The 13246-nt window shown below is 40.6% G+C and carries 9 protein-coding genes; 1 reads left to right on the forward strand and 8 read right to left on the reverse strand.

Translation table 11 applies throughout. The features are described from left to right. Positions 1-182: 182 nt before the first annotated feature. From cstA to ppx, 8 genes are all read right to left on the reverse strand, one after another. Positions 183-1976: a carbon starvation protein CstA gene (gene cstA, locus AC0KTX_RS06455; RefSeq protein WP_474251405.1), complete on the reverse strand. Its 1794-nt coding sequence runs from the start codon at positions 1974-1976 to the stop codon at positions 183-185. 153 nt (positions 1977-2129) lie between these two features. After that, a complete protein-coding gene (locus tag AC0KTX_RS06460) occupies positions 2130-2861 on the reverse strand; it encodes a LytR/AlgR family response regulator transcription factor (protein WP_474251406.1) in 732 nt (243 codons plus the stop codon). After that, on the reverse strand, positions 2858-4612 hold the full coding sequence (locus AC0KTX_RS06465; RefSeq protein WP_474251407.1) for a LytS/YhcK type 5TM receptor domain-containing protein: 1755 nt from the start codon (positions 4610-4612) through the stop codon (positions 2858-2860). The genes AC0KTX_RS06460 and AC0KTX_RS06465 overlap by 4 nt, the downstream gene beginning before the upstream one ends. 559 nt (positions 4613-5171) lie before the next feature. Beyond that, the gene (locus tag AC0KTX_RS06470) at positions 5172-5609 is read right to left on the reverse strand and encodes an HXXEE domain-containing protein (protein WP_474251408.1); all 438 of its coding nucleotides are present in this window, start codon (positions 5607-5609) and stop codon (positions 5172-5174) included. Between the two features lies 1 nt (position 5610). Continuing rightward, positions 5611-6195 carry a TetR/AcrR family transcriptional regulator gene (locus AC0KTX_RS06475; protein WP_474251409.1) on the reverse strand — a complete coding sequence of 195 codons (585 nt, stop codon included), beginning with the start codon at positions 6193-6195 and terminating at the stop codon, positions 5611-5613. A 428-nt stretch (positions 6196-6623) separates the two neighbouring features. Then, positions 6624-7571, reverse strand: coding sequence for an aldo/keto reductase family protein (locus AC0KTX_RS06480; RefSeq protein WP_474251410.1), 948 nt, complete (start codon positions 7569-7571; stop codon positions 6624-6626). Between the two features lie 238 nt (positions 7572-7809). Then, a complete protein-coding gene (locus AC0KTX_RS06485; protein ID WP_474251411.1) occupies positions 7810-9921 on the reverse strand; it encodes an RNA degradosome polyphosphate kinase in 2112 nt (703 codons plus the stop codon). A gap of 35 nt (positions 9922-9956) precedes the next feature. Continuing rightward, positions 9957-11489, reverse strand: coding sequence for an exopolyphosphatase (gene ppx, locus AC0KTX_RS06490; protein ID WP_474251412.1), 1533 nt, complete (start codon positions 11487-11489; stop codon positions 9957-9959). A 622-nt stretch (positions 11490-12111) separates the two neighbouring features. Between ppx and mmgD the strand changes: the two genes are divergently transcribed. Beyond that, complete coding sequence (gene mmgD / locus AC0KTX_RS06495) at positions 12112-13224, forward strand: citrate synthase (protein WP_474251413.1); 1113 nt, start codon at positions 12112-12114, stop codon at positions 13222-13224. The last annotated feature ends 22 nt before the right edge of the window (positions 13225-13246 follow it).

The following is a 13246-nucleotide window of genomic DNA, read 5'->3' on the forward strand; positions in this document are numbered from 1 at the left end:
AATTTACTGCTTGGCAATGATGATGTTGCTGTTTCCTGATCTGTTATTTGGACGGCCGTAAGCAAAAGTAGATCTGTTTCGCATGTGACCGGAAAAATGCCGTAAGAAAAAAGGAGCGCCTGCCAACCAATTTTTGGTTTTGACGCTCCCAACCGTTCGTTTGAATCTGAATACATTTTTTGCTAGGCCAATCCGGCCACTATTTCCAAGCTCGGTTTCTTCCAAATATTGATCCATTTTTTCAATGCTGTTGCCATGATGACAATGCCGAGAATAAGCATGATAATCGACAAAATTCCGTTTAACACATTGTATCCGGCAGCTTCTGGGTTCAGATAGACATTGACGGTCATCCAATAACCAGCATAGTTCACCGTAACAAATAAATAAGCAAGCGGAATTAAGCAAGTCAGCATATATCTTCGTTTATCGGCAATTTTTAAAATGACCGTCGCACCGACGATCAGCCCGATGGATGCCATCAGCTGGTTCGATACACCAAACAATGCCCAAACTGATCCAATATCACCTGAGTAAAGCAAATAGCCCCACATGAAGCAGGCCAAAGCACTGGCAAAAATGGAAGCCGGCACCGAATCAACTTTTTTCAGCGGCTGATACACTTCTCCGAAGAAATCTTGAATTAAGTAGCGGGCAACACGTGTTCCGGCATCAATCGCCGTTAAAATAAATACCGCCTCAAACATGATAACAAATTGAAAAAAATATGAAGCCAAATTCTCAAACCATGGAATCGCAGTGAAAATGTACGTCATGCCTACCGCAAGTGTGACCGCCCCACCGGTCCTTCCTTCCAAATTCAAACCAATTTCTTGGCTTAAAGCTGGTAAATTGATCACTTCCATCCCAAGTGTCCGGAAAACCTCGGGAGCGGAATTGATTGCAAAGTAATCAGCCGGATGAAGGGCTGTTGCAGCGATTAAAGCCATGATGCCAACTAAACATTCCACAAGCATAGCGCCAAAGCCGACAACTTTAATATCGCTCCATTGATTAAGCATTTTTGGCGTTGTCCCCGATCCAACGAATGCGTGGAAACCGGAAATCGCTCCGCATGCGATGGTAATCGAAATAAACGGCCAAACCGGTCCGGCTAAAATCGGACCACCACCGTGAACAAATTCCGTCAGGGCTGGCATTTCAATTGTCGGGTTTATCATAAAAACACCGATGATCAACGCTATGAACACACCGATTTTCATAAAACTGCTCAAATAATCACGAGGTGCTAAAAGCAGCCAAACCGGTAAAGCTGCGGCAAAAAACGCATAGATCGGCAAAATAATGGCTAATGTTTTCGAATCGAACGTCAGCCAATCTCCAACCACTGTGTCCTGAATGGACGGCCCCACGAAAACACCAATCATCAACAAAATAAAGCCGATTGTTGAAGCTAACTTTAAGTTGCCTGTCTTTTTATAATAAATCCCCACCCCCATTGCAATGGGAATCGTGATTCCAACGGCAAATGTTCCCCATGGATTGTTTTCCAACGCATGAAGGACAACCATTGAAAGACCCGCCATTGTAATGGTAATAATGAACAGCATGGCAAGTCCTGTACAAAAGCCGGCAACAGGACCGAGCTCCTCTTTCGCAACATCCGATAAAGATTTCCCTTTTTTGCGCATGGAAGCAAACAACACGACAGCATCATGGACGGCTCCCCCTATGACCGCGCCGATCAAAAGCCATAAAAGACTGGGCAAATAGCCGAATTGAGCTGCCAAGATCGGCCCGACTAAGGGTCCCGCCGCGGCAATGGCGGCAAAATGGTGTCCAAAACTGACCCATTTATTTGTCGGCACATAATCTTTCCCATCATTTAATTCATGAGCTGGCGTTGGTTTAGAATCATCCAGCTTTAATACTTTGACAGCCATAAATGTCCCGTAAAGACGATAAGCAATCGCCAATATGCACATTGAGGCGATGACAATTGTAATCGCATTCATTTTATTGCACCCTCCTTTTTTTTTGCTACTTTCTTTATGATTCATTGTATTAGATAAACATCATTTAGAGCTTAATTTTAAATAAAATGCAAGAAAAAGGAGATAAAACGCCATTTTCCGCAAACGAGTTGCAGTGTTGTTTTGTTAAAACATTTAGAAACCGAGACGTTTTTTCAATTCTTTCGTATAGGTGCGGCTGACAGGAATCGACGTGCCATCTTTCATAATTAAATGATACGTGGAGTTGAACCAGGGCTGAATTTCGACGATTTCGTTCAAGTTCGCCAGATAAGCCCGGTGAACACGCATGATTTGCGTTTGCTGCAGTTTTCTTTCCAATGTGATAAGTGATTCTTTCAGTTCATATTTTTGGTCTCGGCAGGTGATAATCGTTTTTCCATCGTTAAATTCAATGTACAGTATGTCTTTTAAGTTAATCAGAAAAATGCGGCCATCCATTGTAATCGGTATTTTTCCTTCTTGTTTATAATGAAATTGCGGCTTTTTTCCCTGTTGAGCTTCCAAACGTTTTGAAATTTTTTCAACCGTCTGTAAAACCCGTTCTTCATCAAACGGCTTCAAAATGTAATCAATCGCATTCAGTTCAAATGCTTTTAAAGCGTAATCGTCATACGCCGTGGCAAAAACAATCTCCGGCCTACGATCGATCTCCATCAGCTTTTCAGCAAGCCTTATTCCCTGTTCGTGAGATGAAAGCTGCACATCAAGAAAGATCACATCCATTTCAGTTTGGTAGATTTTTTCGATTGCCTCATCCATTTGTTGCGCTTCTCCTACAATTTCTACCTGTTTGCTCTTTTTCAGCAAGTAGATGAGTTCATCTCTAGCCAAAGGTTCATCTTCCACAATGAAAGCTTTGATCATACGGCTATGCCCCCTTTCATTTCTTTTAAAGGAAACTTAATTGTTACTTTTGTTCCGTTTTCATCGCTCCTAATATGAAAAGTTCCGGCAGAACCATATATTTCTTCTATTCGTTTTTTGATATTCCATAGAGCTGTTCCTGTTCCATCATTCGATTGAACGGTCTGATTTCCCAGTTGGCGCATTAAATGATCAGGAATGCCGTTGCCATTATCTTCGGTAATTAAGACCATTTGTTGATTTTCCGCATATGCTCGAATGGACACTCTTCCATTTTCCCTATTTGCAAATGCATGTTTGATGGCGTTTTCAACGAGAGGTTGAAGAGTAAATGGCGGCACCATCACTTTCCTTAATTCCTGGTCAATTTCAAAACTTACATGATATTTGTTTGGAAACCTTGCCTGTTCAATTGATAAATATGCTTCCACATGTTCGAGTTCTTTTTCCAGCGGAATGACGAACTGTCTGGCACCTTGCAAATTACTGCGAAAGAAAACGCTTAATTTCAAAAGCAGTTTCCTCGCTTTATCCGCATCCGTTCGGATCAAACTGGAAATCGTATTTAAAGAATTAAACAAGAAATGCGGGTTAATTTGCGCCTGCAAAGCTTTAATTTCTGCATCTTTCAGCAACTTTCTCTGCAATTCCGCTTCCGCCAGCTCCAGTTGGGTAGAAAACAGCTTGCTCAGCCCTTCCGCCAGCTCTTGCTCTACTTTATCCATCTGTCTCGGATCCAAAAAATAAAGTTTTAATGTTCCGACTGTTTGGTTGTGCACTTGAAGCGGCATCACGATCGCGGACTGCAGCGGACAATCAGGGTTTGAGCATTGGATTTCTTCTTTTGTTTTTGCTTTCATAATTTTTCCTTGCTCTAACACCTTTTTCGTCAGCTTAGTTGCCAAAGTTTGCCCAGGCGTATGATGATCAGAACCGATGCCGATATGAGCGAGGACACCTTCGCAATTCGTAATGGAAATGGCATCTGCTTTCGTCCATTTCAAAATAATTTCCGCTGCTTTTTTACACGAATGTTCGTTTAAGCCTTTGCGGAAAAACGGCAAAGTCTGCTGGGCAATGTAAAAAGATTTATGGGTTTGTAGGGCTTTCGTCCGTTCTTCCTCAACTAATATCGAATGAATGATTAAAATAAAAATAAGAGTCCCAAAACCGTTGATGGTAATCATCGGCAAAGCGATCAACTCCACCAGCTTTACGGCGGATTCAAACGGACGGGCCATGAGAAGGATCAGTCCCATTTGCGTGCATTCCATAAAAATTCCGATCAAAACAGCTTTCCAAGAGGTGAAATGGTCTTTTATTTTAAAGCGTTTCCAAAGAAAACCCGTCACAAATCCAGCCAAAATGGTTGATGTTCCACAAGCATATGCCGTAAATCCGCCTAATGTAAACCGATGAAGCCCTGCTACGAAACCAGCGCCAATTCCAACCAATGGACCGCCAAGAAGTCCGCCGATTACCACACCCATAATTCTTGTATTGGCAATAGCGGCATCTCCACCCACTTCCATTTGCCACGTTTGTGAGCTGATGCTGCCCTGTTCAATTTCAACCCCAGTATAATTGCTGATGATCCCGAACATGCCAAAAACGGCAATAAGTATTAACTTTTCGCTTAATCCATGCTCATGATGAATCATTCGCCGAAACGCCTTCATTCTTGATAGCAAAAAAGCTAATATGACCAAAATTCCTACTCTTTCCAACATTAAAGGCATAAGATTTAGCAAACAATTTCTCCCCCTTTCAATATTGATGACTGAAATTTCTGTATACAGTACTAATATATCATTTTATCTTTGAATGTCTTTTGATTGAAGCCTATTTCTTAAATTCCCTTATTTTTACAGGAATAGTTTAAGAATTCATGTAAGCAATAATGGGAAAATGAAAGGAAACAAACGAAAAGAATTTGCGGCTTCTTTTGGCTTTGATGAACTAAGGAAATATCAAGCCAGAACTGAATATTAAACGGTTGAATAGAAAAAGAGCCGGCTTCTTTAGGCAATAGATGCGTAATTGGAAAAAAGCTCTTAGCCAGCGTTCCAAAGGAGTTTAAGGAGATAAGGGCTTTTTAGGAAAGAGGTTCTATTGGATAGCAATTTCCAACAAAGAACGGAGAATGCTCTTCTCAATTTTCACGTCATTCCCCGCTGTTCACGGCATCCTCCTCTTTACCTCATCAAAATCTCTTCATAGCTCTGTTTCTTCCATTTACTAAAAAAAGAAAAAAAGCAGGCGATAAAATTGAGATGAAAATACTGCACCAAAAAATGTCTCCGGCGCTGATCAAACCGGCTTGCAGCAGCCGGTAGTAAGCATAAACGGAATAGGGCAGCACCAAGATAACGGAAGTCGCCACGCCCGGAGTATATTTTTTAAATAGATTGCTTGGGCTAAATGTGTAAATACATGGATAAAAAAAATAAACAAAAGCATTAACAATAGATAGTAAAAGGAAAACAAGACAGCCAAAACGGCTGCAATGGTAATGATGACATAAATCCAAAAAACGTCTTTGACAAATTGAAGGGTTGTCAATTCGAAACTTGAGGCGAAATATTTATGAAAAGATTTCGGCAAAAAAGCGAATACATGAGCTTTGTTCTGTTTTGCCCATTTTTCTACTGTGAGAATTTCTTCAAAATCATGAAACATAAATAAAATCGGAAAAAGCCATAAAACGGTCACAATATCGATCCGTGCATCAAGCCATTCCAGGATCATCTCATTCACTCCCTCTTGAAGTCAAAATGCCTTCCAAAAATATAAGCGCCACTTGCTCACCAAGTTCTTTTTCGTCTTTTTCCCCCGACTGCAAATATCGTTCAACCAGACGTTCGATGACTGCTAACAATGCTTCCGCCGCGAACTTTGCATCCACTTCTTTTTTCACAATTCCCAATTTTTGATTATTTGCCATGTTGCTTGCAATGTGCTCGACGATTTTTTTGCGAATATGATCGTCTTCGTTGTATCGGAGCGCGATTTTTGTTAAGTTGGGATTTTGGCAAAGAAAACGGAATAAATCAGCAATTGTCGCGCTGACATAACCTTTTACCTCTTTCGGGTAATAGTCGGCAGCTTTTTTTCCTGCATTGCTGAATACGACTAACTGCTGTTCAAATTCATGGAGCATTTGTTGGAAGATATCTTCTTTGCTCTTGAAATAAAGGTAGAAAGCTGCTTGTGTAAGACCTGCTTTGGCAACAATTTCACTGATTTTCGTTCGGTGTACTCCCTTCGCTGCAAACAATTCTTCTGCCGCCTGAAACAATTTTCTCTTGCTCTCTTCCCCTATTTTTCTCGCCATCCTAATCCTCCTTTTTATAACTAACTGGTTAGTTAGTTATATTTTAAACCGCTTTCAATGCTTTGCCACAAAAAGTTTGCTGAAATTGCGTTGTTTTTGGAGGCCAAAAAGGGCATTCTCACAAGCCAGTTTAATAGCTTTGACTGTGTCAAGCAGTCATTGGTAATAATAATAACTTCTTAGGCGCTTTAGCTCTTAAACCGAGTTACAGTATATTTTGATACCAAACCATACCAAGCTTTTTTAATCTCTGTTTTCATAAGAATGCAAAAATTCAAGCTCGAACTCTTTCGAATTTTTTTATACATAGAAAAACTCCCCTTTTGGTATCTTTCTACCTTAAGGGGAGCATATCACTTTTGGGATCGTTCCTATCGATTTATTGAAACAATCACCAACCAAACTCAGAAGGAAAAATTTCCTTTCGTTTATCCTAGAATTTGTTCTATTTTTTCAAGCACTTCTTCGGTTAATTCCACCTCTATTGCTTTGACGTTTTCCTCGACTTGTTCCGGTTTGGTTGATCCGATTAAGGCGCTAGCGACATTCGGCTGGCGCAATACCCATGCAAGAGCCAATTGGGACAGTTTTATTCCAAGCTCATTTGCTACTTTTTCCAATTGCTCTACTTTCATTAAATTTTCATCTGTTAACAATTTTTTAATAGAATTATTTGCTTTAGGATCGCTTGCCCGGCTTCCTTCAGGTATTTTTTCTCCGCGTTTATATTTGCCTGTTAAAACGCCTTGGGCTAACGGGGAGAATACAATTTGACTGATGCCGTTTTGTTCGCACACAGGTATTATCTCTTTTTCAATATAACGGTTCAGCATGTTGTATTGCGGCTGGTTCACGACAATGCGATCGAGCAAATATTTATCTGCCGCACCAAGCGCTTCTTGAATTTGCTGCGCCGTCCATTCACTGACACCTACGTACAGTACTTTTCCTTGGCGCACAAGGTCGTCGATGGTGCGCAAAGTCTCATCAACAGGTGTTTCTGGATCAAACCGATGACAATAATAAATATCAACATAATCTAATTGAAGGCGTTTTAAACTCGCGTGCAGTTGCTCAAACACATGTTTTCTCGACAGTCCCCGATCGTTTGGGCCATCGCCCATCGGCCAAAATACTTTCGTTGCCAGCACATAAGATTCCCTTGGATACCTGCGCAATGCTTCTCCGACAATTTTTTCCGCTTCGCCAATAGCATAAACGTTCGCTGTGTCAAAGGAGTTGATGCCCAGTTCATACGCTTTATCAATCGTTTTTATTGCCGCCTCTTTTTCAATCGAGTTCCCGTATGTAAGCCAGCTGCCCAAACTGATTTCGCTAACTTTCAGCCCCGTTCTTCCCAACTTGCGGTATTTCACGTTTTCATCCCCTTTTTCAGAATAGTAGAAAATTACTTCAGATTCATTATATTACTGAACATTTCAAATAGGAAAGAAATTTGTTTGGAGAGGAGAGAAATTTTCTCCGTAAAGCATAATGATTTTTGTATAGGTTCGCTGACCCGTTAACAGATGGCCAACTCCCCTTGATTGCACAATCTACCACGCTGAAAATCGTAGAACTTTTGGTGCTATTGATCAGCTTCCCCTTGTCAGTTCAGTCAGCGTCATGATAGCGAATCACTTCTTCATACAACATTTTTTGCGAGTTAATCAAAGGTTCATTTTCCCTTTGTTCAACATAATGATATTCGCCGTTTGCGTCTTGAAACCGCACTTTGACGTTGTCCTTTAGTTGTATGTCCAAAATGTTTTTCAAGCGCTCTTTTAAATGAACGTCGTAAATCGGAAAAAGAATCTCGACTCGTTTAATCATGTTTCTTGTCATCCAGTCAGCGGAGGATAAGAATATTTTTTCCTCTCCAAAATGATGAAAGTAAAAAATACGGCTATGTTCCAAAAAGCGGCCGACGATGCTCCGCACTTGAATATTTTCGCTTACACCTTTTATTTGCGGACGCAAACAGCATATTCCCCTTACGATCAAGTCAATTTTTACTCCTGCCTGTGAAGCCTCATAAAGCTTCATGATGATGGATTTATCTGTTAATGAATTCATTTTGGCAATGATCCGCCCTTTGCCGCTTTGGTGGTGCCACTCGATTTCTTGATTGATGAGTTTGATAAAGGTCTCGCGCATATCATATGGTGACACAGAAAAATGGTTCCAATCCGGTTTTTCCGCATAGCCGCTTAAATAATTAAAAAAATTGGTTGCATCGATGCCGAATGTATCTTTGCTTGTGAAAAAGCCAATATCCGTATACAGCTTTGCCGTGACATCATTGTAATTTCCCGTGCTCAAATGAACGAATCGTTGAATTTTGCCTGTTCCTTCTTCTTGGCGGACGACAAGGGTAATTTTGCTGTGCGTTTTTAAATGATGGAAGCCGTAAATGACGTGGACGCCGTGCTGTTCAAGCATTTTCGCCCATTGGATATTGTTTTCTTCATCAAATCTTGCCTTTAATTCCACTAAAACCGTCACTTGCTTTCCGTTTTCGGCCGCTTTCGCCAACGCTTGAACAATCGGCGAATTTCCGCTTACACGATACAGCGTCTGCTTTATTGCCAACACTTGGGGGTCGTCTGCCGCATTTTCAATAAACTCAACAACAGGCTGAAACGATTCATATGGATGGTGTAATAAAAAGTCCCGTTTTAAAATGGCTTCGAACAAATTTCCGTTAGGCATGTCCAACGGAGGTGGCGGAATGAACGAATCATGAACAAGGTGTTCAAAATCGGTTTGCATAAATGAGTAAAATGGAAATAAAAACGTTAAATCAATCGGTCCATCCACTTCATAAACATCCATTTTTTGAATTTCCAGCACATCCATTAAGTAGTTTAAAACCCGTTCATCGATTGTTCCTTTTTGAATTTCCAGCCTGACCGCCGCTCCCCACTTCCGTTTTTTCAGTTCTTTCTCAATCACTTGCAGCAAATCCCGCGCTCCTTCTTCATCGATGGTCAGATCTGCATTTCTCGTAATCCGAAAAGGTGAGACAGAAATAATTTTGTAACCGAGAAACAGTTTGTAAATAAAACGGCTGATCAAATCTTCAAGTAATATAAACTGCCTCTTCCCACCTTGATTCGGCACTTCAATGAAGCGACGCAAAACAGCAGGGACTTGAACAATCGCAAAAAGAGGTTTTTTCCGCTCTTTTTTCTTATATTGAAGCAAAACGGCCAAGTTCAACGATTTATTCAAAAGCATCGGAAAAGGCCTGTATGCATCGATCGCAAGAGGCGTCAGAACGGGGAAAATTTGCTCATCAAATTTCTTTTCCAAAAAACGTAATTGTTCACCGTTTAATTGGTGAAGTTTAAGAAATTCAATCCCTTCCTCTTTTAACTCTCCTTGAACATACTGATTGAATATGGCATATTGACGGTCGACCAATTTGTGGCACTTTACCGAAATGGCGTTGAGCTGCTGCTTTGGAGTCATGCCGGCTTTATTTTCCGGCAAATTAAAACCAGCTTTTTCTTGATCTTTTAAACCGGCAACCCGAACCATAAAAAACTCATCTAAGTTCGAACTGAATATGGCTAAAAACTTCATTCGTTCAAGGAGAGGATTTTCAAGATCAATGGCCTCTTGCATGACACGCTCATTAAAAGCGAGCCAGCTTAGTTCCCGGTTATTATAAAATTCTGGACGGCTTATATCAGGAGTCAATTGTTCTTTCTTATCTTGCATAATTTCGCCCACCTTTTAAATCTTTCGTATGTCCATTAGACGAGAGTAAATGATAATTCGACTTGGCAATTAAAAGCACGTTCTAAATGCTTTTTTTGCTTATTTGCTTCTTGCTCTTCAAAAGTATAATCACTGTTGCATGCCAAAGAAATTTCCATTATGCCATCTTTATTTTTATTCACCTTCAGTTCGGAAATGATGCAACGGTGTGTCGTATTGAGGGAATGAAGAAATTTTAAAATCGCGCCTAAACGCTCCAACGATACAATGTCTTCTTCCGTTAATAATGACTGGTAAGAAGAGACATACTTCATCAAAGCTTTTTTGGATTTGAAGGAGGCGACGCACGCAAGCTTCAACCGCATTTTGTGGCTGATTCCGTCAAGCGATCGATTGGTCAAAATATAAAATGTATGCTGGCTGCTTGACTGTTGATCGATAAATTCTCCGAATTGAACCAGCTTTGTGCTTTTAAACAAAATTTCTTTCTCCTCTTGGGTGAAGGCAGCGAATTGCTTTGCTTCACATTCGCTGACAAATACGTAAGCCAGACGGAGGAGAAATGATGTATGCTTCAAGTTGATCTTATAATCACTGGCAAGCTTGGAAAATGTTTCGTCCGCCACATGAGAAAAAGAGCGGGCGTTTAAGTTGGAAAACACCTCCTCAAAAAAGACCCCTTCCCTTAAGCCTTTGCTGCTTATTGTAAAAAATGGGGCTGATGCGATTTCCGTCAACGCATAGATTGCTTCAATTGCAGGAATGATGATATCCGCGCGGTCCTTCGACAGCCCATCCAATTTTTGACGCTCTGTGACAGTCATTCCCATCAGCCATTGATTCATTTTTTTTATGTCATTCGGTTCGATTTCATATTGATGAATGCCGAATAACGGGTAATTGGTCTTATTTTGGTGGAGACGCATTAAATTTCTGGCGCTGCCGCCGATCCCGATCACCGGAACATTTTTGTTTATGAGCCATTTTTGCGAAGAAAATTCATGTCGCAAAAATGCTGTCAGCTCTTTCATTTCCGAAGACTTAGGTTCGCTATTGGCAATAAACATTTTCTTTAATGTCAGCGCTCCAAATGGAAAACTGTGAGAATGGACGAGCTCCCGATTTTTAAAATACGTCACCTCCGTGCTTCCTCCGCCAATATCAATGGTTATGCCTTCCGTTAAATAAACGGAATGAATGACAGCCAGATAACCGTAATAGGCTTCTTCTTGGCCGGAAAGGATGCGAAAATCGAAATTCGTTTCTTTTTTTATGGCTTCTAAGACCACTTTTCGGTTTTTAGCGGATCTGATTGCTGCTGTTGCGATCCCTTTCGTTTCAGCCACTTGATGAAATTGAACGATTGGAACAAATTTTTTTAATGAAGAGACGACGATCTCTATACCTTCTTTGGATAAATTTCCTTCATCGTCAATGTACGTCGCTAAACGGGCATTTACTTTCAAATTGTAAAGCTCTTTATACTGCCCGTTTGGTTCAATATGAAAAACAACGAGACGAATCGAGTTTGATCCTAAATCAATAATGCCGATTTTTTTCTCTGTCATTTTGCTCATCCTTTTATGAAATCCAATAATGCAAGCACCTGTTTTTATTTATATCGTACTATTTTTCCAGTTTATTTAAAAGTTTTGAATTGATAGATAAAGCGATATTTGCAGATAAGTTGCAAAACCGGCGATGCTTTCATTAAAAATAAAAATTCAGAACATTTTCTTTTTTTCCAAAATTGTGCTATATTGATAACATAAGTAAGAATTTGGTTTTACCAAAACCTCAAGTCTTTTCGTTTTGAATATGAGAAGGTACTTTCGTTGTCGGGGCTGTTTTCAAGTTGGGAGAATGTGGATGAATCATTTATGATGATTTCGCTTTAAGCCTTCACCAACGCAACCGTCTGCGTATATAACAATTGCAAGAGAAGGCAAAGCCAATTCCTCCATGCGGAATTGTCCTAAAAAAGATGCCATTTACAGCTTTGCGATACCGATCGTTTGAAAAAAGGCAAATGGACACAAAGAAAACCTAATGACAATATTCCCCGTCTCCCCTTTTTCACATTATGAAAACGGAAGGGACCATCCGCAAATACCCATTCTCCCGTCTTGCACCTATGGCCACAAAGCATTCCTTTTGAGTCAAAAAAATTGATTAAGGGAGGAATATCAGATGGAGTTTCGACCTGGTTTGGAAAATGTAGTGGCCGCTGAGACGGCAATTTCGTTTCTCGATGTGGAAAATGAAGAAATTGTCATACGCGGCTACGATTTAATTGAGCTTGCCGAAACAAAAACATATGTTGAAGTTGCTTTTTTGCTTCTTGAAGGCAAGCTGCCGTCAGACCAAGAAAGCGTCCAATTTGAGAGGGAGCTTCAATCGAAAAGAACCCTTCCAACCGTGCTTTTTGACATATTATCCAAACTGCCAAACACTACCCATCCAATGGACGCCCTGAGAACTGGCATCTCCATTTTAGCAGGATTTGACCCGCTCATTGATGACCGATCTGAACAAGCCAACAAATTGAGATCAATCAATCTTCTCGGACAGATGCCGACAATGATGGCCAGCAGTTATCATTTGCTTAATCAGCAAGATGTCATTCCTCCAGATGAAAATCTCTCCTATAGTGCCAATTTTTTATATATGATTACAGGGAAAATTCCGACTGAACTTGAAACAAAAATATTCGACAGATCACTCATCGCTTATATTGAACATGAAATGCCAAACTCTACATTTACTGCCCGCGTCATATCCTCTACCCATGCAGACTTGTATGGCGCTCTTGCCGGTGCTGTTTCATCCTTGAAAGGACATCTTCACGGCGGGGCGAATGAAGCGGTGATGCATCTCTTAAAAGAGGCAGGAACAAAAGAAAATTTTGAAAACGTTATCTACAAAAAATTGGCGAAAAAAGAACGAATTATGGGGTTTGGCCATCGTGTGTATATGAGGAAAATGGATCCTAGGGCATTGCTCATGAAAAAAGCGCTTCAGGAACTCTGTCAAGAGCATGGCGATATGCGTTTGCTCGAAATGTGTGAAGCAGGCGAAAAGATCATGAAAGATGAAAAAGGATTATATCCTAATCTCGACTACTATGCCGCTCCGGTCTATTACATGCTCGGCATCCCGATTGAACTTTACACTCCGATATTCTTCTGTGCACGAACAGCCGGTCTTTGCGCCCATGTGATTGAACAGCATTGCAACAACCGACTGTACCGTCCGCGCGTGAAATATGTAGGCGAACGCTCTTTAAAAGTGAACAAAAAATAACAAAAATAGCTCTAGGAGGTTA

Source organism: Aeribacillus sp. JST-2 (genome assembly GCF_056032925.1).